Genomic DNA, 25,489 nt, shown 5'->3' on the forward strand with positions numbered 1-25,489 from the left:
CATTGACCATGGTTACGCGGAGGACGACCGCCTGCGTTTTCTTTATTCACTGATGCGATACACGCGCTTCGCGTTTTCGGTGGTGATGCGGATGACCTCCGCCGGATCCATCTGGCGAAGCGCCGCGATTTCCTCTACGACATACGGGAGATTTCGTGGATCGTTCCGGGTGCCGCGCTTCGGTACCGGTGCCATGTACGGGCAGTCCGTCTCGAGGACGATGCGCTCGATCGGGATGCGCGCCACCACTTCCTTCAGCTTTCGGGCATTCTTAAAGGTGACGACACCGCCGACACCGACATATAAGCCGAGCTTCACGAAGCGCTCGGCCATCTCCACCGGATAACCGAAGCAGTGGATGATGCCGGAATTTTCATATCCGTGCTCCTCCACGATGAGATCGTAGGTATCCTGCGCTGCTTCCCGCGAGTGCACATTGATCGGAAGCCCGAGCGCACGCGCAAGCTGGAGCATCCGTCGGAAGCAGGCCTTCTGAATCTCCGGCTCCGGATCGGCCGTCGCGAGACTCTCCGGGTCCGGTTCCTGTCCGGAAGCGGCGGCCCGCCGCAAAATACCTTCACGTGTATAGTGGTAGTCCAGGCCGATCTCGCCGATCGCCACGATTTTCTGATTATTTTCCACCATCTGCCGAAGCGTTTCCACATCCTCGTCGCGCAGATGATCACTGTGGTCCGGATGGAAGCCCACCGCCGCATAGACCTGCGGATAGCGCTCCGCGAGCGCAAGCGCCGCGCGACTCGACGGTAGATCGAAGCCGATCTCTGTAAACGCACCGACGCCATGGGCGCCGAGATCCGCGATGATCGCCTCGCGCTCATCATCGAAGGCCGCATCGCAGAGGTGTGCGTGGGTGTCAAAAATTTCACTTGCTTTTTTCATAAAAATTTAATGGGGTCAGACCCCCTTACGAAATCCTTAAGTTCATGTAAGAAAAAATTAATGGGGTCAGACCCCATTAATTTTTTCTAAAGTAACGCACCGATATAGATCATCAGGTAGAACGCGGTGAGGTGGAGCGGGTAATAAAGGTAGAAGAGCCACTTCGGATGCAGGCGGCCACGCTCGCCGTTGTAGAACCCGATCGGCAGGAAGCAGAGGACCGGCAGGAAGTGGGCGCTGACGGAGCCGGCGGCGGTGGTCAGGACGCCACTCGCAATCTGCAGGGTCTTCTCCTTATGAAAATTATACATGAGTGCCATACCGAGGATCGCAAACACGCCGAACTGGAGATGTGCGATATAGGCGGCGGCACAGCCGGCCACGACACAGAGCCACTTCCGCTCTATGCGCTTCCGGTTCTGTTTCATGCCATACATCACGAGGAGTCCGAGTGCGAGTGTGAGCATCGGGTTCTGCAGCGCGAAGTGATAGGTCTCGTTGTACATACAGAGGTCGAACGGAACCTCGCTCAGCAGTGCGAACACGAGCATACGTCCGAAATATTTCCAGAAGTCGGACGTATGGATGAAACCTTCGACGCAGAGAAATGCGAAGATCGGGAAGCAGAAAAAGCCGCAGAAATGAAGGATGTCGTAGAGTCGGAGCCAGCGCATCCCTTCCGCCGTGGCGATCGCCATCTGATAGTATTCCTTGGAGTATCCGTAGAGCTTGCCGTTCTTGATGATGACGACCGCGAAGCTGTACGCGGTCATCATGAGGGTCGCGAAGAGCTTCAGGAGGCCACCGGACAGTCCGATTCCTTTTCGGGTGCTTTTTAAAACACTTTGATATGTAGACATAATTTTAAGCGACGACCGGAACACAGTTTCCTGCGCGCCGGTCGTGTTTATACATCAGCCGATGAGACAGCCGCTCGGCATCTTCGCCATCGGGCTCATAAGGGCAATGTTTCCATCATCATCCTCTGCCGCTACGATCATACCCTGGGACTCTTCACCTGCGATCTTCCGCGGAGCGAGGTTGGCGACGATCATCACGCGCTTACCGACGAGGTCCTCCGGCTTGTAGGACTTCTTGATACCGCTGAGAATCGTACGTGTCTCGGCACCGACCTGCACACTGAGCTTCAGGAGCTTCTTCGACTTCGGAACCTCCTCTGCGTGAAGGATCTTTCCGATACGGAGCTCGACCTTATCGAAGTCCTCGAAGGTGATTTCCGGCTTTGCTTCCGGAGTCGCGATGTGCGTATCCGGTGCACAGTCACCGTTCTCGAGGATCTCCTCTGGCATGCCATCGCCTTCTGCGTCGGTATCTGCTGCCTGGTCGCCTGCATTGGCCTCGGAAGAAACGGCGGCATCCTTCGCCTGCTGCGCCTCGTACTGTGCACGCTGCGCTGCCTCGATCTTCTCGACCTCGACCATAACCTCCTCTTCCTTCTTACGCTCGAAGAGGGTTGCCGGTGCATCGGTCACCTTCGTACCGGACTTGTAGAGACCCCAGCGATCCATGTCCTCGAGGGCACGCTTCTCGGCATGGAGCTCGGAAAGGATCGACTCAGCGGTCTCCGGCATGAAGCTCTCGAGGAGCGACGCACCGATGTTGAGCGCCTCGGTAAGGTTGTACATAACGGTCTTTAAGCGATCGGCCTGTGCCGGGTCCTTCGCAAGCACCCACGGCTCCGTCTCGTCGATGTACTTGTTGGAGCGACGGAAGATATCGAACACAGCCGTCAGGGCGTCGGCGACGCGGAGCTGATCCATCTTCTCGCTCGTGGTCTTCACCGCCTGGAGGATGGTGTTCTTCAGGTCCTCATCCATCGGACCGGTCACGCCCTTATCCTCGACGACGCCGTCGAAGTACTTGTTGCTCATCGAGATGGTACGCTTCACGAGGTTTCCGAGGATGTTTGCAAGCATGGAGTTGTAACGCTCCACCATGAGCTCCCAGGAGATGACACCATCGTTCTCATACGGCATCTCGTGGATGACGAAGAAACGGACGGCATCGACACCGAAGAGCTTCGCAAGGTCGTCGGCATAGATTACGTTACCACGGGACTTCGACATCTTGATGCCTTCCTGTGACTTGCCGGCAGCGGTCAGGAGCCACGGGTGGCCGAAGACCTTCTTCGGAAGCGGGAGGTCGAGGCTCATCAGGAAGATCGGCCAGTAGATGGTATGGAAGCGGATGATGTCCTTACCGATGAGGTGGAGATCCGCCGGCCAGAACTTGTCGAACATCGGGTCGCTGTTTCCGTCCGCATCATAGCCGAGACCGGTGATATAGTTCGTGAGCGCGTCGAGCCATACGTATACGACGTGCTTCGGATCCTCGACGACCGGGATGCCCCACTTGAAGGTGGTTCTGGAGACACAGAGATCCTGGAGACCCGGCTTCAGGAAGTTGTTGACCATCTCGTTCTTACGGGATACCGGCTGGATGAACTCCGGATGCTCGTCGTAGTACTGCATGAGACGGTCCGCGTACTTGCTCATCCGGAAGAAGTAAGCCTCCTCGCGCTCCTTCTGTACCGGGCGTCCGCAGTCCGGGCACTTGCCGTCCACGAGCTGAGAATCGGTCCAGAAGGACTCACATGGGGTACAGTACCAGCCCTCGTACTCGGACTTGTAGATGTCGCCCTTGTCGTACATCTTCTTGAACATCTTCTGTACCTGCTTCTCGTGGTAGTCGTCGGTGGTACGGATGAACTTGTCGTAGGAGGTGTTCATAAGATCCCAGATGGTCTTGATGTCACCTGCGGTCTTGTCGACGAAGGCCTTCGGTGTCATGCCGGCAGCAGCGGCCTTCTCCTCGATCTTCTGGCCATGCTCGTCGGTTCCGGTCTGGAACTGGACGTCGTAGCCCTGGAATCTCTTGTATCGTGCGATGGCGTCAGCCAGGACGATCTCATATGTGTTTCCGATATGCGGCTTGCCGGATGCATAGGCAATCGCCGTGGTGATGTAGTAAGGTTTCTTTTCCATAGTACTCGCTTTCCGGGCGCCCGAATGGAAGGCGACCTGATGTATAGATCTGCGCACCGTATGTGGGTGCATTAACTTATTAACTATAATTTATTTAGGGCGTAAATGCAAGAATCGGCGCCGAGGGCGCGGGCGACAGCAACCGGCATGGGGACTGGCGACCGATGACGCATTTCGGGCCCTCTGCCTGAACTGTTGCCCTCAGCGCCGGTTCCGTCCGGTGATGCTGATGTAGCCGCCCCAGCTGCTCGGTGCGGTGCCGCTGTACGTCGGGGCCGGCTTCACGCTGCTCTTCTTCGGCGTCCGCTGGAAGAGCTCATCGCAGAAGGCGGAGTGCTGGGTCTTCATCGTGAAGACGTACAGCTGGTCCTTCGCGCGGGTGATGCCGACATAGAAGAGGCGTCGCTCTTCTTCGTAGGCTTCGAGCTCCGCCTTTTCGGCCTTTTTCAGGTCCTTCGGAATCTGCGCCGGGAGGACACCGTCGATGACGTCGAGGAGATACACGCTGTCGTACTCGAGGCCCTTGCTGGCATGGATGGTCGAGAGGATGAACGGGCAGTCCCGCTCCGACGACTTCTCCTTCAGGACCTGTCGGAGCTTCTCGAGGCGGTCGACGAGATGGCGCGGGCTGTCCTCCTGATCCGCGAGGATGCGGAGGATGTCAAGCTTCGTGTCCTTGATCTCGCTTCGCTCCATGTACTCACGATAGCCCATGTACTCGACGATGCGATGGACCGCGCGGCCGGCGCTCTCCTTCCGCAGGTTCCGCATATGGGTCTGAATGGCGCGGACCTTTCCCTTGGTATAGGCATTGAGCCCGCCGTGTTTGAGTGCTACGTCCCAGACGGAGAGTCCCTCGAGCTGACTGATGTCTGCGATGCTCTGCGCATCCTGCTTGCGCAGATAGGTGCCGAGCTTGTAGTAGAGCTGCATGAAAAGCTCCGTGTTCAGCGGGTTCTCAGCGAGGCGAATGATGTTGCAGATGTCGAGTACGACCCGGTTCGTGAAGAAGCCGATATCGGCGTTCCGCATCTTATATGGCACGCCGTTTCGTTCGAGGAGGTCGATCAGTGGGAGCGCGCATTCGTGATCCCGGTAGAGGACCGCGATCGGAGACAAGCTTCTACGCCTGTCCGCGTGCAGCGTGTCGGTCGCCGGGCCGCCATCCGCTCTCTCCTTCACTTCGTCGGCTGCGACCGCCCGTTGTTCCTGATCCGCTGCATACGCGGCCGTACAGCCCTCCGCCACCTTCAGGAGATAGCTGTACTGGGCCTTCCGGTTCGCGAGCGGGATTTCCCGGATCTCGCGCTGCTTCGGTCGGGCGGGCTGCATGTGCTTTTCGTGGCGCAGGGTGTTCTTCTGGATGAAGCGGTCAGCGGCGCGGACGATGCTGGCATCCGAACGGAAATTCTCTTCCATCAGGAGGACCCGGGCACCGGGATGATGCTGCTCAAACTCGAGAAGCGCATCGGGATAGGCCGCACGGAAGCCGTAGATGCTCTGATCCTCGTCGCCGACCATGAAGAGGTTTTCGGTCCGGGACGCGAGGAGGGCGATGATGGCGTGCTGGATCTTCGAGGTGTCCTGGGCCTCATCGACACAGATGTACGGGTACTGCTGCTGGAAATGCTCGCGCAGCCACGGGAAGCGCTGGAGCATGGTATAGGCATAGACCATCTGGTCGTCGTAATCCATGAGCTGATGCTCCCGGAGCTCAGCATTGTACGCCTTATAGATCCGAAGAAGCTGGATCTCCGCGTCCTTTTCGAGTGCCCGGATCTCCTCCTCACCCAGCATACGGTTCTTGATGAAGGTGATGAGTGTACGGACATTCTGCAGGTCGCTCTCGGTCGGATAGCTGTGCTCGATCCGCTGGTAGATGCCGGCGAGCATCGCAGCGATGCGCTTTTCATCGGTGAGCAGCGAAAACGCGGTGCGGCCGCTCTTCCAGCTGCAGTACTGGATCACACGGGCACAGATGCCGTTGATGGTGCGGAACTCGAGGCGCCCGGCCATCTCCGCTCCGAAGCGGCATGCGAAGCGCTCCGCCATATCCTTCGTCGCCGCTACCGTATAGGTCACCGTCAGGATCCGCTCCGGTGCGATGCCCTTACAGAAAATCATGTAGCCGAGCCGTGTCACGAGCACGGTCGTTTTACCGGAGCCCGGCACCGCGAGAAGAAGCACCGGGCCCTCGACGGACTGTACGGCGCTCTCCTGCTGCTGATTTAACTGTATCGGAAATCGACTGGTGAATTCGGTCCAGGTCATCACTGAAATACCGTCCTTAAGTTCGCGAGCTCTGCCTGTGCCGCGGCATCATCGAAGTTCTGGTACGCATAGATGCCGAAGCCGCTCACCTGGCCGCTCTGCCGTGCGAGCTGCACCTCCCGGAGGAGGATGTCACTGCGGCGGAGCCACTCCGGCTTCGCATTGCCGTCCCAGCTGTTCGTACCGCACTTATAGAGCGCGAGGCCGACGTAGAGCTTCACCTTCCCGCCGGTCTTCTGGCGAAGCTTCAGCCAGCTGTCGAGGCAGGTCGCATACGCAGCATCCGACGCCACACCGCTGCCGGTCTTCTGTTCGAAATCGAAGTAGATCTGCGGGAGCACGTAGTCGATGTAGCCCGTGTGACTCATCCATGTGTCAATGTCTACGAAGTAACTCTTCTCACTTCGCAGATTCCGGAGCGGTCCCACCGGGCTCACGCCGAACACCGCAGACGGACGGACCGCATGCACGGTCTGGTACACGGCGGCGATGAGGGCCGAGACATTGGCCTTCCGCCACTCCGTGATCGACGCGTTCCCGCTGTAGAGCTGGTACTCCGGGTAATCGAAGTTCGTCGCGGCATCCTTTCCGAGATCCGGGTAGAAGTAGTCGTCGAACTGCACGCCATCGATCGCATACTTCGTGAGTACCTCGCGGATCGAAGAGACGACGAGATCACGCACCGCCGGCTGCGCCGGATTCAGGTAATAGTTCCCGTCGAAGAGCAGCACGTTCCGGTTGCCAGACGCATACCACTGCTTCACGATGGAGCCCGCCGGCACATCCGACCACTTCATCTGGTAGCCCGTCACGCGGTACGGGTTGAACCACGCATGGAAGCTGAGACCGTGCCGGTGCGCACTGTCAATCATGTACTGGAGTGCGTCGAAGCGGCCGTTTCCAGGGAGAAACTTCGATGTCGGAAGTACGGAGGACGGATAATACGCATCCGAGTGACTATGCACATGGCAGAAAATCGCATTCATGCCGTTCTTCTGGATGTCGGACATCACCTGATCTGCCGCGGCCTTGAAGCCCGCCTCATCCGTCGGCATGTTCTGCCAGTCGAGGTAGGAAAACCACGCACCGCGAAGCTCGCCGCTGTCTGCGCCCGAAGCACTGCCCGCGGAGGTGCTGCTGCCTGCGCCGGAGACATTGTCCCCCGCCGGGCTGCCCGTCCGCGTCACGCCTCGGCCCACGACGCTCGCCGCGTATGCCTCTGCACCACCGGTCCACGCGATCGCCCCGAGCATCATCACGACGCTGAGCACCATGGCTGCCAAACGTTTAAAATTCATGCTTCCTCCTCTCATCGGTCCCCGAATATGAAAAAACGCCGCAGGAGGCCCTGCGGTGTTTTCGTCTCGTGTCTTACTGAAGTGTTACCGTGCACTGGTTCAGCTCGAAGTTTGCAGCGTAGGTGTCGGCTACAGCCTTCTCTGCGGTTACCTCATCGAGGCCCTCACCCGGCTTGAAACCGGACAGTGTCAGTACACCATCCTGTACCGACATGGTATCCTGTCCCTCCGGAGCACCCGGGCCGGCCAGAACGGTCTCACCCGTATCGACCTTCTCGAAGCTGACGAGGGTCGTGCCCTCTGCGACGGTGCCCAGCTCGATCAGCTTATCAAGCAGTGCCTGCTCGTTGAGCTCCTCTACGGAATCCATCACCTGAGACATCTTGCCATTGACCATCGCATATACCATCACGGTATCTACGACCGGTGCCGTCGCATCCGGCTGACGATTCGCCGGGAGACCATTCTCTGCATTGGTCTCTACCTCTGCAGCTGCCTTCGTAACCGCAGAACCATCCGGCGCGGTCTCCGCTGCCTTTACGGTCTCCTGTGTCTGATCATCTGCCTTCTTACCACATCCTGCAACTGCCATACAGATCGTCGCTGCCAGGACAAGCATCGCCATGAGTTTCTTCATCTTTTTTCTCCTCATCATCGTCCGGTACGTGACTACGCGGATATATGCGCATATACGCAGCACCGGCGACCGATTTTATATACTCTGTAAGTAAAAAATAAAGCCCCGAAGAGCCTTTTAATCATTCGTAATATAGCAGAGCACTACTATATTTGCAAGTAATGTGCTGAAATCTTAAACATTCTGAAAAAAATTAATAGTTTATAGGAAGCGTTTCGTTTACAATGGAGCTTAACGATGCAGCTCCCGCCGGGGGCGCCGGCCACGTATGCCGATCGGTCAATGTCGTCGACCGCCCATGTTCTCGCGACGCGGATTGTGACGGTCCCGGAGGAAGCTGCAGTTATGGAGGTTTACAATGGCAGGAACACTGTATGTATGCGCGACACCGATCGGTAATCTCGATGATATGACCTTTCGCGTGGTGAAGTGCTTACAGTCCGTCGACGTGATCGCCGCGGAGGATACACGAAACTCGATCAAGCTGTTAAATCATTTCGAGATCAAAACGCCGATGACGGCGTACCATGAATTTAATAAATACGACAAGGCCCGGGCGCTGGTGCAGGATATGCTCGCCGGGAAAAACGTCGCGATCATCACGGACGCCGGCACGCCTTGCGTTTCCGATCCGGGGGAGGAGCTCGTCCGGCAGGCCGTCGAGGCCGGCATCACCGTCACCTCGCTGCCGGGACCGGTCGCAGCCGTCACCGCCCTCACCATCTCCGGGCTCCCGACCCGCCGCTTCGCCTTCGAGGCCTTCCTGCCGACGGAAAAGGCGAACAAGAAGGAGCGTCAGCGCATCCTCGAGGAGCTGCGCACCGAGACCCGCACGATGATTCTCTACGAGGCTCCACACAAGCTACGTGTCACCCTCCAGGATCTCGCGGACGTCCTCGGCCGTGAGCGCCGCATCTCCCTCTGTCGTGAGCTCACGAAGAAGCATGAGGAAGCGATCCGTACCACCCTCGGCGACGCCATCGCGCTGTATCAGGAGGAGGACCCGCTCGGCGAGTATGTGCTCGTCATCGAGGGGCGCTCTCCGGAGTCCATCACCGAGGAGGCGCAGGCGAACTGGAACGCCATGCCGCTCACGGAGCATATGCAGCACTACCTCGATCAGGGCATGAGCGAGAAGGACGCCATGAAGGCCGTCGCGAAGGACCGCGGTGTCTCGAAGCGTGATATTTATACCGAATTGAAGACGTAGCGAAAGCCACCAGAGGACGACCACTGGAAGCACAGTACTGCGAGAACGGAAGAATCTAAAATCCTACCCCTAAGAAGTACTAGGCCCTCTGCAATCACTGAGTTTTCTTGATGAAAACTCAGCGTTGCAGAGGGTGCTAAGGAAAAATTACTCCAAGTACTTCTAAGGGGTAGGATTTTGATTCTTCACGTTCTCTACGTATGGCTTTCAGTGGTCGTTCTCTGGCGTCTTCCGTTACAGTATCATCTCAAGTACGAATACCGTCACGCTGCAGGCGATGGCGGTCGGGAAGAGGCCGCCGCCGTACCAGGCGATGATCATGCCGAGCAGGAGCGAGGCGAGGCCCGCCATCGGCTGCGCGGTCGCGTCCATGATCGCCGGGAAGGTCATGACCGCCAGGGTCACGTACGGCACATAGTAGAGGAACGAGCGGATCGTCCGGTTCTTGATTTCCTTCCGGATGAGTGTCAGCGGCAGCACACGGATCAGGAACGACACGAAGAACATGATAAAGATATACACATATTTCTGATGCATCACTTCGTGGCCTCCTTTCCTGCAGTGACCGCGTTATCCACATTTTCTTCGAGCTTCTCCACTTCTGTATCCAGCGCACTCTTCATATCTGCCGCGCTGATATCGACCCCCTCACCCTGGGCCTTCTCCTCTTCATCGGAAATCGGGAAGAGAACCGCGCCGGCACCGGCGATCAGCACGGTCAGGATGATGATGCGCGTGCCATCGCTGAGCTGTGAGATCCATGGTGCACGTGCAAAGATGAAGCTGAGCAGCATGGATACCGCTACCAGCAGACGTACGATCCGATCCTTCCGCGCCGGCGGCATGATGATGGCGAGGAACATGCCGTACAGGAGTACGCCGAGCGCACTCACGACATTCGCCGGCAGGATGTTGCCGACCACGACGCCGAGGCAGGTGCCGAGGGCCCAGAAGCTGAGCGCGCACACCGCGAGTCCGTAATTATAAAATGGATTCAGCTTGCCTGGTACCGTCGCGGAGGCACCGAAGATCTCATCCGTGATCCAGAAACCAACCAGCAGTCGATGACCGAGCTTCGTATCCGCCGGCAGCTTCTGTGAGAGTGCCGCTGACATCAGAAGGTAGCGCGCATTCGTGATCGCCGTGATCACCGCCATGGTGAGGTAGGAGGCATTGCTCGCGATCACCGTGAAGCCCGCGAACTCACCTGCGGAGGCGTTGCACAGCAGGCTCGCGAGCGTCGCCTGAAACGCGTTGAGTCCTGCGTTCCGCGCCGCGATGCCGAGCGCAAACGACACTGCAAAATATCCCGCCGCGATCGGAATGCCATCGCGTAAGCCCTTTGAAAACCACTGTTTATTCATCTTCTCTTACAGGCTTCCCTGCCTGTTCTCCCTATGTAAAGTCGACAAACAGTATAACGGAGTTTCTCAGGAATGTTAAGTGGAATCTGCCATATCTGATATTTATATCACGAATTCACAAAAGGTCCCCGGAGGGCTGTCAGCATCGTGCTTCTGCAGACAGCCCTCCGGGGACCCGACTTCACGTATATAAAATTATCTGTTCAGGCAGATGCCGTCGGCTGCGAAGCTGTAGGTCGCGCCGCCGATCTGCTGTGTGCCGGTATACATGGTGCCGCAGGTCGCGCCGACCTTCGACTCGAGGTAGTACCAATGGCCGTTCCACTCGAGCCAGCCGGTGTGCATGTAGCCGTCTGGGTCGAAGTAATACCAGCTGCCGTTGATCTGGCGCCAGCCCTGGTTAAACGCTGTGCCGTTCACGATGTACTGCCAGTGGTAGGCGACACGGTTCCAGGCGCCGTCCTGGCTGCCGGTCGAGGCCGTGGTGCCGAAGCGGGCTGCGCTGCCACGAAGCTTCGTCGCGAAGTCACCCTCGACCGTCGCCTGATAGCTGGAAAGGAATGCCCACTTATCGTCGATCTCATAGTCCGAGGTGTCCGCTGTATATCCGCCGGCACGTCCCCACTCAGAGGTCGCGATGTTGTAGTACGCCGCGTCGTTCTGCTTCGGCAGGGCACGCACGGTCACCACGAGCGAGTTGTTCGCCGCGGAATTCACATACGCGCTGACATCCTTGCTTGTGTCCGTGGTCTTGCAGCGGGTGGTCTGCTTCTTTCCGTCGTTCAGCGTATAGCTGATCTTCAGCTCGTACTGGTTTGCAAACTCCGTGAGTGCATCCCACTTCGCGACGCCGTTCACGATGCCGCCGTTTGCGACGGTGAGCGTCTGATAGCCCTCATCGCCCGTCGGCAGCGCGCGCACCGCGACACCGACCTGACCGTTATAAGCATTGGCCACCGCCGACGCGATGCTATAGTGACAGTTCTTCGTCGTATGATGCGTCGTGGTTTCGTTGCCGCTCTTATTTACATAGGTCGTCACGATCTCGTATTTTCCGGCGTATGGCACCTCGGCCCAATGTGCCTCTGTGCCGTTGATCGTCACGGTCGGTGCGATCAGCTCGTAGAACGGGTACACCAGCAGGCGGCCCGTCGCCTCGGAGTTATCCACCGACACGGTATCCACATAGGTGCTGCGGATGCCGGTGCCGATGATCCGGAGGTCGTCATCGAGATCCTCGCTGTCGCTCTGGATCGTGAACTTCACGGTCGCCGGAATCGTCGGATTCGCGCTGCCCATCGCCGACCTGGCCTCTGGGGAGAAGGCCACGGTCAGCCCGTCTGCGTCGTCATCCGATACCTCGTACTCCGGGAAAAACGCCGTGCCCGCGCTGTAGCTCGGGATAGAATCCGTGTCCGCGTTGATCTCGATCGACTTGATCATCGCCAGTGCCGGCGACGCCATCAGTGCTGCGAGCGCACCGGTGATCATCAGTGTTTTCTGTATCTTTTTCATAGTGCTTCCTTTCCGCGCCATCCGCCCGCGTCCTGGGCCAATGCTTCCATCAGCCCTCGCTGCGGGGGATGCGGCGAAACCGTGTCGTTCGGGCTGCCGCACGCTGCGGATCCGCCACGCCACGGGGATCTTCTCTTCCTCTACGTTTTAGTCGTCCATGCCGAGCAGGGAACGAACCGTGTTCCAGAGCTTCACAAATACCGCCTTGATTCTGCCGAGGAGGGTCGTCGATGCATCCGGAACCTCCGCATCGAGGGTCTTCGTCGTGTCATCGTCGACGGAAATCTCATCCGAACGGCAGATGATCGCGATGGAGGTCGGCTCCTGGTTCTGATCACTCGTGAGGGAAACCTTCGTCGCCTCCGGGTCCATGTTCAGGAAGTTGTTGTCTGCTTCCTCCTCATCGAGCTTGTTATTAATCGTATCACGAAGATTGCGTCCGGTGGACTTAAAATCCTTCGTATCGTCGACGATCTTGTTCGTGTTGTCGATCGCCATGTGACCGACCTTGAAGGAGTTGTCTGCCGCTGCAGAGAAGTCAGGCTCTGCGGAGCGAAGCGTCGAGTTCAGGTTCTGAAGCGCCGTCGCCGCATCACCGGAGGTCTTCTGAATCTGGGTCAGCACATTCTCGGAATCTTCGAGGGTCTTCTGCACATCATTATAGTACGCATTCATGATGCCGATGAGCTCATCGATGTCGCTGATCACGCTGCGAAGCGTATTCAGCGTCTTCGCCGCATCGAACGCCACCGCACCACCATTGTCCATGATCTCATTGAGATCCGATGTGACGCTGTTGATGTAGTCGACCAGATTCTCAGCCGCATCACTGTCGACGAGACTGTCGGTCGCATTCAGGATATCTTCGATGGCACCGGTAAGACCATTCACATCATCTACAAGCTGCGATGCACTGGAGCCAATTGCAGTCTTATTAAGAGCCGAAGCATCCTCTTGAAGTTTTGTGAAATCCTTAAGATGATTACCGTAAGCATACTTCTCTTGATCTGTTAAGCCACTGCTTACTATTGCCTTCTGAGTTTCTGTCTGGATCAGGGCTTTAACAGCCTTTTCCTTTGCTTCCTCACCTCTCGATGATGCAGAGAGCGTTGGCGCAAGTGCTGTTGCCACATCTCCACCAGACGCTGCTGTTGCAAGTGCTGTCCCCACAGACTTTGTTATGGTTTTCGTATCGGTGATACCCATATTCTGAAGCGCAGTTGCGAGGATATAGATGGTGTTCTTCTGCGCAGTCAAGGCTGCTTCTGGTAATTCACCACTGGCCACAAGCGCCTCATACACAGCCTCGCCTAAATTCGTATTTAGGTTCGATCCGGCCTCAGTTTGCGCAGATGAAAACTCATTCTTTATTGCTTCCGTACATACTTCTTTAACCTTCGCTACATATTCTTCATTGCTTTCCTGACCGCTCTGCGCAATCTTAGCTGCTTTCTGAATCTTCTTAATACGAGTTTCGATTTCATCTGTTACTGCGGCAGATGCTGATGTGTTTGCGTTTACACCCGTTGTATGATTCTTTACATGTGAAAGTCCGGCACCGACTGCAAGTTCCGACGCACTCGCCTTGAACTCCTCCCGATTCTTAGAATCCGTCAGATTCTTGATATCGGTATTCACCTGTCCGAGCGTCGATGTCACGCCATGGATTTCATCCGACATATCCTTAATCTGCAGGTTGTCGATGCTTGTCCCGCTCATGGAGCTGCCGAGCCGCTTGAGCTTCGTGCTCAGGCTCTTCAGCTTCGCGCTCGAGTCCATGAGATCCGAGTCGAGGGTGTTCAGGTTCTGATTGACATCATAGACCATCCACTGCGCAGTCTTGAGATCGTCGTTCAGCGGGGTCAGGGTGCCGTTCAGGTCGCGGAGATCCTGGATGGCGACGTCATTGCCATCGAAGATGACCTGCGCGTTACCGTGGATCTTATTCTTGCCGGACTGCAGCTGCTCGAGGATCTGGTTTGTGATCTTCAGCTGTGCGCTGACATCGGTCACATCATCGAGGACGTTATCGAAGTCGTCGAGCATGGCGTTCGTATCATCACGGAAATCATCCTTGATGTCCTTGAGATCCTTAATCTTGTTCAGCGCACCGACGGTGCCCGGGGTCATCGCGAAGATCGCGCCGACCGACTCGAACTGATCGGTACCGAGACGAACCTGGAAGTGTCCCTCCTGGCCCGGGAGCGCAGTGAACACGATACCGGTATACTGGCCGAGGGTCATGGTCTGGCTCTCCGGTGCATCGACCGAATAGCACTTCTGGATGTCGACCGGAATCGCCACGAAGAGCATCATGTTGTCCTGCATGTACTTCGACACGCTCTTGTTCGGCGTGCAGTCGATGTCCATCTCGACGAGGCCGGACGCACCGGCGATCTTATCCGCATCGGTCACCACGCCGTTCAGCTTATAGGTGATGTCGAAGGTCCACGGTGCCTTGATCTTATCCGGCTTCAGCTCGCCCTGGAAGAAGAACTTTCCGTTCTTGTTTTTCTCGAAGGTGATGGAACCGTTCTTGATCTCCGGCTTCTGCTCATCGGTCATGTTGGTGATCTTCAGATAGTCACCGAAGTCCGTGTAGCTGCTTGTGCCGTTGAAGTTGATGCCCTTCACGACATTGGCATCACTGACGTTGCCATAGTAGTCGAGGTTCAGGTACAGGGTCTCATCGACATCTGCGGTCGCCTGTCCGGCATACGCCGTCATCGGTGCGACCAGGATATTTGTGGTAAGGCAGCTTAAAAGCACTGTGTAAGCCGCCGTTTTTTTCATCATTTTCTGGACTGAATGCTTTCTCATTGTCCTCACTCCTTCACTTTTCGCTTGATGCTTCGTGGTCACTGTTTTCAGATGCGGTTTCCTTCACTTCGTCTTTCGTGATGCTGCCGGCGGAGGTATCTCCCTTCGCGGTGGAGACATTGGCTTCGGACGCTGTGCCCTGGTCAATGCTTCCGGCGGAGGTATCTATCTTCGCGGTGGAGACATTGGCTTCGGAAGTGGCTGTGCCATGTCCACCGAGGAGCTCCTTCACCCGCTGGTGACGGGCACGGCGGCGTTCGCGGAGACCGAGGATCGTTTCATTGATCGCGGCTCTACGGCGTGCACGCTTGGTGGCAGCCGGCACGGTGATGAAGCGGTCGGCCAGCTGCAGGAGGCACGGCATCAGGAGGGTAACGAAGGTCACGGAGAAAATCGCGCCTCGTCCTACGAGATGGCCTACCTGGCTGATCGCCGGGATGGACGACATGAAGCTGATGACATAACCGCAGACGATCAGGATGACACCCGATGTCAGGATGGACGGGAAGCTGAGCTGCGTCGCACGGATCGCAGCCTTCCGCTTATCCGGCTCGACGGCACGGGTCTGCAGGTAGTTCTCGGTCGACGAAATCGCATAGTCGATGGTGGATCCGAGCTGTACGCAGGAGACCACGGCGTAGGCGATGAAGATGAGCTCCCGGCCGGCGAAGTACGGGAACGCCATGTTCACGTAAATCGCCATCATGATCGGAATCATCGCGATGATCGGCATCACGACCGAGTGGAACGAGATCGCGACGACGATGAAAATACAGATCATCGCGAGACCGTTGACGAGGTTATAATCCGGGATCAGGACGGTTTCCATATCCTGGGTCGTCGGGGTGTTACCGGTGATGTACGCCTCGCCCGGGTAGTAGCTCTTGATGATGTCGGAGACCTCATCCGAGTACTTGAAGGCGGTCGTGGATTCCGGTTTCGTTCTTATATAGATGAGCAGTCGCGCATAGCCGTCCTTATGGAAAAGCTCGGTCACAGAGCTCGGAAGGAAGCTCTCCGGAAGTCCCTCCGGAAGGTAAGCCTCCATGCCGGTTACATTCTTCACGTATGGAAGATCTTCCAGTTTATCGCAGAGCTCCTTCTCCTTCAGCCGATCGGTATCCGGGAAGATCGCGACGAGCAGATTGCTTCGACCGAACTCCTCGTCGATCGCCGCGGAGTTTTCATACATCGAGGTTCCAGGTCCGGCACCCGTCGCATCCGGGCCGTACATGAACTTGTTCATGCCCTGTGCGAAGTAGATCGGACCGGCCACCACGAGGGCAGCCACCAGGATGATCGGGCTTAATTTATTGACCGCGATACTGAAGCGGTGAAACTTCGGCAGGAACGGCTTGTGCTTCATGCGGTCGATACGGTCAGACCAGCTGAGCAGCAGGGACGGCATCAGGAAGATGACCATCAGAAGGGAACAGATGATACCCTTCGCCATCGCGATACCCATGTCCCAGCCGATGCTGAATCGCATGAAGACGAGGACGATGAAGCCGAAGAAGGTGGTCAGTGAGGAGGCCAGGATGGTCGTGATGGTACTCATGAGGCCCTGCTTCAGCGCAGCGACCTTTTCGAGGCCCTGCTCACGCTGTCGCTCATATGCATGGAGCAGGAAAACCGCGTAGTCCATCGAGGTGGCGAGCTGCAGGATATCCGAGATGTTGTTCGTGATATACGAGATCTCGCCGAGAAAGATGTTCGTTCCTTTATTCAGTACGATGGCACAGCCGATGATCGTCAGGAAGAGAACCGGTTCGAACCAGGAGGTCGTCGTAAAGAGGAGGATGATGAAGATCAGGACGACGACGATGCCCATGACCTGCTGCATCTCTTTCTTTACGTTTTCCTCGATGAACTTATTCGTCGGCGACATGCCGACGAGGTAGCCGCGGTCACCGATCAGATCATCGATTTCCTGGATGGCCTTGTGCGTTCGCTTCGAGGTATCGCCCTCTTCGAAGGTGATATCCATGACGGCGTTGTTATCCTTATAGTAGTCATCGATATCATCGTAGTTGATGAACTCGGAGGAGCCATAGACCTGCGTCGTCAGGTCACACCAGATGACCTGGTCGACACCATCGATAGCCTCGATTTCATTCTTATACTGCTTCGCCTCATAGAGAGTGACATCCTTCAGCATCAGTCGTCCGGTACCCGGATAGCCGAAGACATCGCGCATCTTATTGATGGCGATCTTCGAATCCACATCATTCGGAAGGTACTTCGTCAGATCGTAATTGACCGAAACGAGTGGATAACATAAACCGAAGAAAACCACCAGCAGAATGATGAGATTTCGGATGCCCTTGTTATGATCGACGATGAAGTCGGCGAGATTTCCGTGCTTATACTCCTGCTTCCTCGCTTTTTTCGCTTCCCTCTTCTTTTTGTGGGCTTCGATGGCTTCATCCTCCGGAAGGTGGATTTCATTTCGTGCCTGCTTTACAGACGCTTCTCTGGCCGTATCCTGCGTTTTCTTCTTGAATAAGCTCATGTTGCTCTCTCCTGCACTGTCTTTTCGATGAAAAAACAAGTTTTAGTATGTCCCGCCACTGAATCCACGACATTTTGCGTTTTAATTGATACGAGTTCTTTATTAACCTGCGTTTCATTTATTGACACATGTCTATTTCTGTGGTACTGTCCATTATATAGACGAGCGTGCAAATTATCAATGGTCAATTTTGGCCACTTGGTTTATAAATAAACATTTTCATAATATGTGTCTAACACGTGTGAAAAACCACGAAATTTATATATTCAGGCTGTTAATGGCCTTTGGAGGGTATGGATATGGGAAGTTCTATAAAAGAAAATGATACGATGGATCGTCGTATCCGAAAGACCAGAGCCGCACTAAAGGGTGCACTGGCGAATCTGATGCTGGTGAAGCAGGTGAAGGATATCTCGGTACGAGAGCTCACCGATCTCGCAGATGTCAATCGTGGCACCTTCTATCTGCACTATAAGGATGTCTTCGATCTCCTGGAGAAGACCGAGGATGATATCCTGGAGGAGTTTAAGGAAACGCTGAACGAATTTGACGAGAAGAGTGTTTCAGATGACGCGACCCGCTTCTTCGAGAGTGTCTATACGCTCTGCATGAAAAACGGCGATTTCATCCGCATCCTGATCGGCGAAAACGGAGATATCCGTTTCCTGAACAGTCTGAAGGAGCTGGTCCGTGAGAAGTGCCTGAATGAGTGGTCCTTCATCACGAAGAAGCAGCGCCCGGAGCAGTTCGACAGCTACTATGCCTTCATCGTCGGCGGACTGATCAGTCTGCTGCAGTACTGGTTCTCGAGCAACATGAAGGAGACCCCACACGAGCTCGCCATCATCACCGGCGATATGCTGAGCGGCGGACTCTCGATGAAGTCGAAATAAAATATGAATGCTGGATACGTAACCATTCAGGCAGTGGGGAACCTGGAGGAGGCGGTACTGCCTGAACGGTTGCAGAGCGTATAAAAAAACAGGGCGCACATGACGCCCTGTTTTTGTGTTTCGGTTTGGATTTATGCTTCCGGCTGCTCTGTCTGCTGTGCCTTCTGTGCCTCCTCGTACTCGAGCAGTACATCATTGAGGTCGGCCGTCAGCATATCACAGTCGATGCCGTGCACCATGCAGGCCTCTTCCAGTGACTCCATCATGGATGACGGGCAGTACACACAGCCCATGCCGTTCTGCATCAGAAATGGAGCGATCATCTCATTCATCTGAAGCAGATCGCCGATGCGCATATCCTTCGTAATCGTCATAATTGTGTTCTCCTCTTTCATGGCTGCGTTCCGCAGCCTGTCTATGTTTCTATCCTCAGATGCTTCTCAGCTTCTGCAGGGCATTTTCCTTCAGGAAGAGCTCATAGTGCTCACTGAAATATGCCTCATATAGCTCATTCTCCTTCAGCTTGCTTCCATACTCCGAGAGGAGATTAGACGCACGGTTGAGTGCATTGGCCCCACCCTTTCCGGCATGAAGAACGAGATAGAAGTGATGGTCCTGCGGGTCCTTATACAGGGTATTCGGACCATCATAGATGTCACCGATGGCAGTCGCTGCATCGATGACACGATCCAGGGACTGGAAGGCGTAGATGCGATAAACATCCGTATCGTCATCGTGGCGATCCGCATCTGCTTCCGCATGTCCGTCCGGTCCACTCGTCGCGGCGTTTCCACCATCCAGTGTATTCGCCTGCTGCGATGCCTTATCCTTCATTTCCTGAAGAAGTCCATGTGCACCCTCGAGAATTTCACTTGCGAGCTGAGAGATCCAGCCGCTCTGACTGCCGGCGGCAGCCGCTGTAAATTTCGAAAAGCGTGTGTCGAGCTCTTCCGGATCATCTACTTTTGAAATCACGAGCTGAATCGAACCGCCCTGAAGCGGTACGGCCTCGATCATCAGAGGTCCGCTGTCGGCGGTGAAGCCGACCTCGTTCTGCGCTTTCTGCATCATCTCCGTGAACAGTCGCTTCGCGGCTTCTGACCCATAGGTCATATCCCGGAGATTGATGTTACGAGAGCTCAGATCCAGGCTCGTCAGTGTGCATCTGATGGAGTTGTCATCAATTCGTTCAATTTTCATAATGGCGCCTCCTTCGCTACCGGAAGAACTCCGGTATTTATATTCAGATTATAGTAACTGAAAGCGGTATAAAATGCAAATCTCTACATGAGATTTTATAAAACTTTTACGTGCAACCGCAGATTTCCGTCTGATTCTGGTGAAATCTGCAGAAGCCGCACGTTCTTACATCCTCATCCTGCGTCTGATCAGTGATTGTCGCGATCGAGGGCAGCGTTTACAAATCGTGTATACTCTGCCTGCCATCCGAGGATGACGGTACCGATCGGACCGTTACGCTGCTTCGCGATGATGACCTCCGCCTCATGCGGATGCTCCGTATCTTTATTATAGTACTCATCACGATACAGGAACATCACGATATCGGCATCCTGCTCGATCGCACCGGACTCTCGCAGGTCGGACAGCATCGGACGATGATCCGGACGCTGCTCTACCGCTCGCGACAGCTGGGAAAGGGCGATAACCGGACACTTCATCTCTCGTGCAACCGCCTTCAGGGAACGGGAGATCTCCGAGATCTCCTGCTGACGGCTCTCGCCGCCACGTCCGCCACCGGACATGAGCTGGAGGTAGTCGATGATGACGAGGTCGAGTCCCTTTTCGAGCTTCTGCTTACGGCACTTGGAGCGGAGCTCTCCGACCGTAATACCCGGTGTATCATCGATGGTGATATTTGCATCTGCGACACGGTCGACGGCATTGATCAGCTCGCCCCAGTCCTCATCCGTGAGGGAACCCTTACGGAGCTTATCTGCATCGACGAGCGACTCCATCGAGAGCATACGGTTGACGAGCTGCTCCCGGCTCATTTCGAGTGAGAAGATCATACATGGCTTCTTCTGCCGTACGCCGACATTATCGAGGATATTCAGGACGAAGGCGGTCTTACCCATGGACGGACGAGCCGCTACGAGGATGAGATCCGAGCGCTGAAGCCCTGCGGTCTTATAGTCGAGCGCTTTGAAGCCCGTCGGGATACCGGTGATCTGTCCACCGTTCTGTGCGGCTTCCTGGATGTTCTCGAGCACCTTCATCGCGACGGTTGCGATATCCTCACTGTCGCCGGTGTTTCTGGTTTCCAGGAGCTTGAAGATCCGCTGCTCCGTCTCATTCAGGATCGTATCCGCGGACTCCGTGCCGCTGTAACACATATTTGCGATATCTTCGTTCGTCCGGATGAGCGTACGGAGAATCGACTTCTCCTTCACGATGGTGCAGTAGGATTTTACATTGGCACTCGTCGGCACCGACATGACGATATCACGGATCACCGCGATGTCGTATACCTCCGGCGGGATGTTGCTCGTCGCCTTCAGCTTCTCGGACAGCGTCACGAGGTCGACCGGCTGATCCTTCTGATAGAGCTGGGTCATCGCGTCGAACATGAGACTATACTGCTTCTGATAGAAGTCCTCCGGGCGGAGCATCTCTGCGGCAGTGGAGACCGCATCCTTATCCCGGAGCATGGCGCCGATGACACTCTGTTCGGCTTCCTGACTGTGGGGAACGACCCTGGTCAGAATGTTTTCATTATTCTCTGCCATACTACTCCTGTGTGATTCTGTGTAAACCTACCGTATCGGATGTTCCTGCAGGAGCTCCCTGCAGAACATCGATATGGGATATGTCACGCTTATTCGCTGATCACAGAAACTTGAAGAACCGCCGTGACATCCTTATGAAGCTTGACGTTTACACGATAACCGCCCAGATTCTTCATCGGTACATCGCAGGAAAGCTTCTTCTTATCGACCTCGATGCCGGCCTGCTTCTTCAGCGCTTCCTGTACTTCCTTCGTGGAAACAGAACCGAAGGTCCGTCCGTCCTTACTGGACTTGATCGGGATCGTAACCTTTACCGCCTCGATCTTCTCCCTCAGCTCCTGTGCCTCCTGAAGCTTCTCGGCTGCGATCTTCGCATCGTTCTGCTTCTGAAGCTTCAGTGTGTTGAGATTCTTATTATCTGCGAGGACACCTGTCTTCGACGGAAGAATAAAGTTCCGTCCGTAGCCCTCGGATACCTCTACGATTTCACCCTTTTTACCCAGTGACTTTACATCCTTTAATAAAATAACCTTCATTATGAAGCCTCTCCTTCCTTAATCATCTCGTCGATGGCCTGCTTGATCGTGGCGATCGCCTCTGGCAAGCTGCCCTCGCGAAGCTGCGCCCCGGCGATCGTGCGATGTCCGCCGCCGCCGAGCTTTTCCATCAGTACCTGTACATTCATCTCATCGATGGAGCGTGCAGATACATAGATGATATCATTATACAGTGTCAGTACGATGCTGGCCTTGATTCCGCGGATGTTCAGCAGCTCATTCGCAGCCTGTGCACACACGACCGTCGGACTCTCGAGTCCCTTCGGTTCGATCGTACTGAAGGCGTACGCATCGCGGTAGATCTCCGCACTGGAGATGGCCGCTGCCTTCGCCTGATAATCCTTGAAGTTCTCACGGAAGATCTTCCGGATACGTGTGATATCCGCACCACAGCGGCGGAGATAGGCCGCCGCCTCGAAGGTTCGTACGCCGGTCTGCACCGTGAACTCCTGTGAATCGATGACGATACCGCCATACATCGCATCCGCCTCCGGTCCCTTGACCTTGATTCCGTCGGCGATGTACTGCATCATCTCGGCGATCATCTCGCAGGCACTCGACGCATACGGCTCACAGTAGCTGAGCACCGCGCCCTGAATCGTCTCACTGCTCTGACGATGGTGATCGAAGACCACGATCGTCTTACATGCCCGGAGCAGATCCGGTTCGTCGATGATGGATGGACGGTTACAGTCGACCACCACGAGCACGGTACTGTTATCCACCATCTGCAGCGCCTGCGCACCGGTGATGAACATATCCTCCGGATAGTCAGCGCTCTGCAGGAAGCGCTCCTTCAGCGGCAGAATCGGTGCCGTCACCGTATTTTCGACGATGTAGCAGCGCTTTCCGAGTTCCGTCACCATCCGATATACACCGGCGGACGCACCGAGGCAGTCCACATCGCTGTTCGCATGGCCCATGACGAGCACGCGGTCCCGTGTTTCCAGGAGCTCCTGGAAGGCCTGTGCCTTCACACGCGCCTTCACTCGGGTTGCCTTCTCCTGCGTCTGCGTCTTCCCACCGAAGTAGGTCAGATTTTCGTTTGACTTCACGACCGCCTGATCGCCACCACGACCGAGTGCCATATCGATGGAGGTATGTGCATACTCATAGTTCTTCTGATAGGAGTCGGCACCATAACCGATACCGATACTCAGTGTGACGGCCATTTCATTGCCGATGTTTACATTTTTCACCTCTTCGAGAATCGAGAAGCGATCCTGAAGCATACGATCGAAATACTGCTCCTTCAGGATAAAAACATATTTATCCTTCTCCAGTTTATAGATCAGTCCATTCACCGACGAGATATAGTGGCTGATCTTTCGATCGATCAGCGCTGTCAGCAGTGAACGTCGAACCTCCTCGATCTGTTCGCGGACCTCATCGTAATTATCGATGTAAACGAGACCGATGACGATATGCTCCTGATTGAGCTGCGTCCGAAGTACCGTTTCTTCCGTTTCATCCCGAAGGTAAACCGCGATGGTTTTCTGATCCGGCGCATACAGCGATGGCGCACTGCCATCCTCTGTCGTAACCGCTGTCCTCATCAGATCGACGAGATATTTTCGATCCTGATAATCCGAGTGGATCTCCAGGATAACGTCATCCTCCTCCAGCATCTCCTTATGGATATTCGGAAACATCTGCAGGATATTCCGGGCATCCGGACGATTCCCGGCGATTTCACGAAAGCTGCGGTTCGCCCACAGGACATTGCCACGCTCATCGACCATACAGTATGGCGTCGGCATCTCATCGAAGATGGTCGTATGCACCTCACAGGCGCCGATCGCGTAAGCCTGCAGTGCGCCCTGCAGCTTCGACTGACGTGTAAAGTACAGCAGCAGCGCAAAAGCAGTGGCGATGAGAATAAAGGGCAGCAGGATCAATGCGCCACGCGGTTCCGTCAGCCAGAGAACGATATCGCCGAGCAGCAGGATGGCGATGATAACAATTGGCCAGGCCAGATATATATCGATGACACTTTGTGTTTTTTTCTTCATCATAAGCTCTCCCTGAAACGAAGGCATAGCAATTCGAATACGATTATAGCATAAACCGGTATACGAAAAAAGCTGTACCGGAAAACTCCGGTACAGCCTCGTCTTCTTTTCAGTCAGGCTGAAATTAATCTACCTGGTATGGAAGAAGTGCTACGTGTCTTGCTCTCTTAACTGCAAGGGTGATCGCTCTCTGGTGCTTAGCGCAGGTTCCAGTGATTCTTCTAGGAAGAATCTTACCTCTCTCAGAGATGTACTTTCTTAATGTAGCAACGTCCTTATAATCGATAGGCTTAGCCTTCTCGCTGCAGAATACGCAAACCTTACGTCTGCTGCGGAAGCCGCCGGCTCTTCTAGGTCTAGCTGGCTTATCTGACTTCTGAAATGCCATGGTTAATCCTCCTTGTAAAATGTCACAAGGGCATGTCCTCACCTTAATTAAATGGGAGACCCTCGTCCTCTACCCCATCAGGTATATTCATAAAACCATCACCGATCGCAGCACTGCTCTGCTGGCCGCCATGTGACTGCTGTCCATAGCTGCGGTTTGCGGAATAGTTTCCGCCATTTCCAGCCGATGCGTTCTTGCTCTCTGCAAACTCCTGATTCTCTACGACGACATCCGTGGTGTAGACCTTCTGGCCTTCCTTGTTCGTGTAGCTTCCGGTCTGGATTCTACCCTCAACCACGATTTTGGTGCCTTGACGCAGGTACTTCTCAGCGAACTCTGCAGAACGTCCGAATGCTACGCATCCGATAAAGTCTGCGGTCTGCTGATCCTGGCTGGCGCCATCCTGTGAGCGGCGCATACGACGATCCACTGCAAGCGTATATCTTGCGATCGCCATCTGGCTCTCACTCTGTGCGTATCTGATATCCGGATCTCTGGTTAATCTACCCATGAGGATAACTTTGTTCATTGTTTTTCTCGCTTTCCGCTTGCTTATTCAGCTTTCTCTTCTGCAGGAGCAGCTTCCTCAGCTACTGGTGCTTCAGTCTCAGCTTCTGGCTTAACAACAAGATATCTGATAACTGGTTCCATAATACGAAGCTGGCTCTCGAGCTCGTTCGGAGTCTCGGAATCACCTGTGAATGGGATAAAATAGTAGAAGCCTTCCTTCATATGCTGAATCTCATATGCAAGTCTCTTCTTGCCCCACTCCTGGATGTTCTCTCCGACAGCGCCACCGAAACGAGTAACATACTCCTTAATCTTCTCGATTGCAGCTGCTCTTTCATCATCTTCGAGCTTCGCACTCAGAACAACACATAACTCATATTTGTTCATCTGCTTTTACCTCCTTTTGGTCTCTGGCTTCCGCTCCTGGGCGGAAACAAGGAATTTAGTCATACGATATTGCATCTTAACAGAAAACAAAGTTGTTTGCAAGCTATTTTGATTGAAATTTGCAACTTATTTTTTTCGGATTTTCCGTGCTTTTTTCTGCTTCTGCACGTCCTCCGATAGATGATTCTATCCTTTTATACAGTATCATCTATCATCTGCCGCTTCATTCCGGCGTACGGATGTGCCGGATCATCCCGTCCACCTTCGCCCTCGGAAGCATCAGAAGATGCCCACATCCAGCACAGCGAAGACGGATATCGGCCCCCACACGGAGGACGATCCAGTCATCTGATCCGCAGGGATGCTTTTTTTTCGCACTGATGATATCTCCGACATGGATTTCTGTCATACACACCTCTTTCTATGCCACGTTCAACGATCCGATCAGACAGTGTACCATCCG

The 25,489-nt window shown here is 55.0% G+C and carries 22 protein-coding genes; 2 read left to right on the forward strand and 20 right to left on the reverse strand.

What is annotated here, in order from left to right:
- Positions 1-42: 42 nt before the first annotated feature.
- From ACK8P7_RS05105 to ACK8P7_RS05130, 6 genes are all read right to left on the reverse strand, one after another.
- Positions 43-900 (reverse strand): TatD family hydrolase, encoded by an 858-nt coding sequence (locus ACK8P7_RS05105; RefSeq protein ID WP_410043145.1) that lies wholly within the window; start codon positions 898-900, stop codon positions 43-45.
- 86 nt (positions 901-986) lie between these two features.
- Positions 987-1,760 carry a TraX family protein gene (locus ACK8P7_RS05110; protein ID WP_410043146.1) on the reverse strand — a complete coding sequence of 258 codons (774 nt, stop codon included), beginning with the start codon at positions 1,758-1,760 and terminating at the stop codon, positions 987-989.
- Between the two features lie 54 nt (positions 1,761-1,814).
- Positions 1,815-3,905 (reverse strand): methionine--tRNA ligase, encoded by a 2,091-nt coding sequence (metG, locus tag ACK8P7_RS05115; RefSeq protein ID WP_410043147.1) that lies wholly within the window; start codon positions 3,903-3,905, stop codon positions 1,815-1,817.
- A 201-nt stretch (positions 3,906-4,106) separates the two neighbouring features.
- Positions 4,107-6,176, reverse strand: coding sequence for an ATP-dependent helicase (locus ACK8P7_RS05120; protein ID WP_410043148.1), 2,070 nt, complete (start codon positions 6,174-6,176; stop codon positions 4,107-4,109).
- Complete coding sequence (locus ACK8P7_RS05125) at positions 6,176-7,474, reverse strand: glycoside hydrolase family 10 protein (RefSeq protein ID WP_410043149.1); 1,299 nt, start codon at positions 7,472-7,474, stop codon at positions 6,176-6,178. The genes ACK8P7_RS05120 and ACK8P7_RS05125 overlap by 1 nt, the downstream gene beginning before the upstream one ends.
- Positions 7,475-7,547: 73 nt before the next feature.
- Positions 7,548-8,111: a hypothetical protein gene (locus ACK8P7_RS05130; protein WP_410043150.1), complete on the reverse strand. Its 564-nt coding sequence runs from the start codon at positions 8,109-8,111 to the stop codon at positions 7,548-7,550.
- Between the two features lie 358 nt (positions 8,112-8,469).
- Between ACK8P7_RS05130 and rsmI the strand changes: the two genes are divergently transcribed.
- On the forward strand, positions 8,470-9,321 hold the full coding sequence (gene rsmI, locus ACK8P7_RS05135; RefSeq protein WP_410043151.1) for a 16S rRNA (cytidine(1402)-2'-O)-methyltransferase: 852 nt from the start codon (positions 8,470-8,472) through the stop codon (positions 9,319-9,321).
- Between the two features lie 234 nt (positions 9,322-9,555).
- Here the strand turns inward: rsmI and ACK8P7_RS05140 are convergent, their stop codons facing one another.
- The 5 genes from ACK8P7_RS05140 to ACK8P7_RS05160 all read right to left on the reverse strand — a co-directional run bounded on the left by ACK8P7_RS05140 (position 9,556) and on the right by ACK8P7_RS05160 (position 17,532).
- Positions 9,556-9,858 carry an AzlD domain-containing protein gene (locus tag ACK8P7_RS05140; protein WP_410043152.1) on the reverse strand — a complete coding sequence of 101 codons (303 nt, stop codon included), beginning with the start codon at positions 9,856-9,858 and terminating at the stop codon, positions 9,556-9,558.
- Positions 9,858-10,685 carry an AzlC family ABC transporter permease gene (locus ACK8P7_RS05145; RefSeq protein WP_410043153.1) on the reverse strand — a complete coding sequence of 276 codons (828 nt, stop codon included), beginning with the start codon at positions 10,683-10,685 and terminating at the stop codon, positions 9,858-9,860. Before ACK8P7_RS05145 ends, ACK8P7_RS05140 begins: the two co-directional genes overlap by 1 nt.
- Positions 10,686-10,880: 195 nt before the next feature.
- Positions 10,881-12,200, reverse strand: coding sequence for a hypothetical protein (locus ACK8P7_RS05150; RefSeq protein ID WP_410043154.1), 1,320 nt, complete (start codon positions 12,198-12,200; stop codon positions 10,881-10,883).
- A 147-nt stretch (positions 12,201-12,347) separates the two neighbouring features.
- Positions 12,348-14,996 carry a hypothetical protein gene (locus ACK8P7_RS05155; RefSeq protein ID WP_410043155.1) on the reverse strand — a complete coding sequence of 883 codons (2,649 nt, stop codon included), beginning with the start codon at positions 14,994-14,996 and terminating at the stop codon, positions 12,348-12,350.
- 37 nt (positions 14,997-15,033) lie between these two features.
- The gene (locus ACK8P7_RS05160; protein WP_410043156.1) at positions 15,034-17,532 is read right to left on the reverse strand and encodes an efflux RND transporter permease subunit; all 2,499 of its coding nucleotides are present in this window, start codon (positions 17,530-17,532) and stop codon (positions 15,034-15,036) included.
- A 299-nt stretch (positions 17,533-17,831) separates the two neighbouring features.
- Between ACK8P7_RS05160 and ACK8P7_RS05165 the strand changes: the two genes are divergently transcribed.
- Positions 17,832-18,425, forward strand: a complete 594-nt coding sequence (locus ACK8P7_RS05165) for a TetR/AcrR family transcriptional regulator (RefSeq protein ID WP_410043157.1) — start codon at positions 17,832-17,834, stop codon at positions 18,423-18,425.
- A gap of 131 nt (positions 18,426-18,556) precedes the next feature.
- Here ACK8P7_RS05165 and ACK8P7_RS05170 read toward each other — a convergent pair whose 3' ends face one another.
- From ACK8P7_RS05170 to ACK8P7_RS05210, 9 genes are all read right to left on the reverse strand, one after another.
- Entirely contained in the window at positions 18,557-18,799 is a 243-nt protein-coding gene (locus ACK8P7_RS05170) for a DUF1858 domain-containing protein (RefSeq protein WP_410043158.1), read from the reverse strand.
- A gap of 55 nt (positions 18,800-18,854) precedes the next feature.
- Positions 18,855-19,625, reverse strand: coding sequence for an adaptor protein MecA (locus tag ACK8P7_RS05175; protein WP_410043159.1), 771 nt, complete (start codon positions 19,623-19,625; stop codon positions 18,855-18,857).
- 188 nt (positions 19,626-19,813) lie between these two features.
- Positions 19,814-21,172, reverse strand: coding sequence for a replicative DNA helicase (gene dnaB / locus ACK8P7_RS05180; protein WP_410043160.1), 1,359 nt, complete (start codon positions 21,170-21,172; stop codon positions 19,814-19,816).
- 89 nt (positions 21,173-21,261) lie between these two features.
- On the reverse strand, positions 21,262-21,708 hold the full coding sequence (gene rplI, locus ACK8P7_RS05185) for a 50S ribosomal protein L9 (protein WP_410043161.1): 447 nt from the start codon (positions 21,706-21,708) through the stop codon (positions 21,262-21,264).
- The gene (locus ACK8P7_RS05190) at positions 21,708-23,741 is read right to left on the reverse strand and encodes a DHH family phosphoesterase (RefSeq protein WP_410043184.1); all 2,034 of its coding nucleotides are present in this window, start codon (positions 23,739-23,741) and stop codon (positions 21,708-21,710) included. The genes rplI and ACK8P7_RS05190 overlap by 1 nt, the downstream gene beginning before the upstream one ends.
- Positions 23,742-23,865: 124 nt before the next feature.
- Entirely contained in the window at positions 23,866-24,129 is a 264-nt protein-coding gene (gene rpsR / locus ACK8P7_RS05195; RefSeq protein ID WP_410043162.1) for a 30S ribosomal protein S18, read from the reverse strand.
- A 43-nt stretch (positions 24,130-24,172) separates the two neighbouring features.
- Positions 24,173-24,658: a single-stranded DNA-binding protein gene (locus ACK8P7_RS05200; protein ID WP_410043163.1), complete on the reverse strand. Its 486-nt coding sequence runs from the start codon at positions 24,656-24,658 to the stop codon at positions 24,173-24,175.
- Positions 24,659-24,681: 23 nt separating this feature from the next.
- On the reverse strand, positions 24,682-25,026 hold the full coding sequence (rpsF, locus tag ACK8P7_RS05205) for a 30S ribosomal protein S6 (protein WP_410043164.1): 345 nt from the start codon (positions 25,024-25,026) through the stop codon (positions 24,682-24,684).
- Between the two features lie 223 nt (positions 25,027-25,249).
- Positions 25,250-25,435 (reverse strand): DUF951 domain-containing protein, encoded by a 186-nt coding sequence (locus ACK8P7_RS05210; protein WP_410043165.1) that lies wholly within the window; start codon positions 25,433-25,435, stop codon positions 25,250-25,252.
- Between the last annotated feature and the right edge of the window lie 54 nt (positions 25,436-25,489).

The sequence above is a fragment of the Oribacterium sp. P9 genome, assembly GCF_046365365.1.
GTDB lineage: Bacteria > Bacillota > Clostridia > Lachnospirales > Lachnospiraceae > Oribacterium.

Excerpts from the sequence above, each read along its gene's own strand:
- metG (WP_410043147.1), bottom strand. The coding sequence starts at position 3,905 with ATGGAAAAGAAACCTTACTACATCACCACGGCGATTGCCTATGCATCC.
- ACK8P7_RS05190 (WP_410043184.1), bottom strand. The coding sequence starts at position 23,741 with ATGAAGAAAAAAACACAAAGTGTCATCGATATATATCTGGCCTGGCCA.
- ACK8P7_RS05150 (WP_410043154.1), bottom strand. The coding sequence starts at position 12,200 with ATGAAAAAGATACAGAAAACACTGATGATCACCGGTGCGCTCGCAGCA.
- ACK8P7_RS05175 (WP_410043159.1), bottom strand. The coding sequence starts at position 19,625 with ATGAAAATTGAACGAATTGATGACAACTCCATCAGATGCACACTGACG.
- ACK8P7_RS05160 (WP_410043156.1), bottom strand. The coding sequence starts at position 17,532 with ATGAGCTTATTCAAGAAGAAAACGCAGGATACGGCCAGAGAAGCGTCT.
- ACK8P7_RS05120 (WP_410043148.1), bottom strand. The coding sequence starts at position 6,176 with ATGACCTGGACCGAATTCACCAGTCGATTTCCGATACAGTTAAATCAG.
- ACK8P7_RS05110 (WP_410043146.1), bottom strand. The coding sequence starts at position 1,760 with ATGTCTACATATCAAAGTGTTTTAAAAAGCACCCGAAAAGGAATCGGA.
- ACK8P7_RS05200 (WP_410043163.1), bottom strand. The coding sequence starts at position 24,658 with ATGAACAAAGTTATCCTCATGGGTAGATTAACCAGAGATCCGGATATC.
- ACK8P7_RS05140 (WP_410043152.1), bottom strand. The coding sequence starts at position 9,858 with ATGCATCAGAAATATGTGTATATCTTTATCATGTTCTTCGTGTCGTTC.
- ACK8P7_RS05145 (WP_410043153.1), bottom strand. The coding sequence starts at position 10,685 with ATGAATAAACAGTGGTTTTCAAAGGGCTTACGCGATGGCATTCCGATC.
- ACK8P7_RS05210 (WP_410043165.1), bottom strand. The coding sequence starts at position 25,435 with ATGACAGAAATCCATGTCGGAGATATCATCAGTGCGAAAAAAAAGCAT.
- dnaB (WP_410043160.1), bottom strand. The coding sequence starts at position 21,172 with ATGGCAGAGAATAATGAAAACATTCTGACCAGGGTCGTTCCCCACAGT.
- ACK8P7_RS05125 (WP_410043149.1), bottom strand. The coding sequence starts at position 7,474 with ATGAATTTTAAACGTTTGGCAGCCATGGTGCTCAGCGTCGTGATGATG.
- rpsR (WP_410043162.1), bottom strand. The coding sequence starts at position 24,129 with ATGGCATTTCAGAAGTCAGATAAGCCAGCTAGACCTAGAAGAGCCGGC.
- rplI (WP_410043161.1), bottom strand. The coding sequence starts at position 21,708 with ATGAAGGTTATTTTATTAAAGGATGTAAAGTCACTGGGTAAAAAGGGT.
- ACK8P7_RS05165 (WP_410043157.1), top strand. The coding sequence starts at position 17,832 with ATGGGAAGTTCTATAAAAGAAAATGATACGATGGATCGTCGTATCCGA.
- ACK8P7_RS05105 (WP_410043145.1), bottom strand. The coding sequence starts at position 900 with ATGAAAAAAGCAAGTGAAATTTTTGACACCCACGCACACCTCTGCGAT.
- ACK8P7_RS05170 (WP_410043158.1), bottom strand. The coding sequence starts at position 18,799 with ATGACGATTACGAAGGATATGCGCATCGGCGATCTGCTTCAGATGAAT.
- rpsF (WP_410043164.1), bottom strand. The coding sequence starts at position 25,026 with ATGAACAAATATGAGTTATGTGTTGTTCTGAGTGCGAAGCTCGAAGAT.
- ACK8P7_RS05130 (WP_410043150.1), bottom strand. The coding sequence starts at position 8,111 with ATGAAGAAACTCATGGCGATGCTTGTCCTGGCAGCGACGATCTGTATG.
- rsmI (WP_410043151.1), top strand. The coding sequence starts at position 8,470 with ATGGCAGGAACACTGTATGTATGCGCGACACCGATCGGTAATCTCGAT.
- ACK8P7_RS05155 (WP_410043155.1), bottom strand. The coding sequence starts at position 14,996 with ATGATGAAAAAAACGGCGGCTTACACAGTGCTTTTAAGCTGCCTTACC.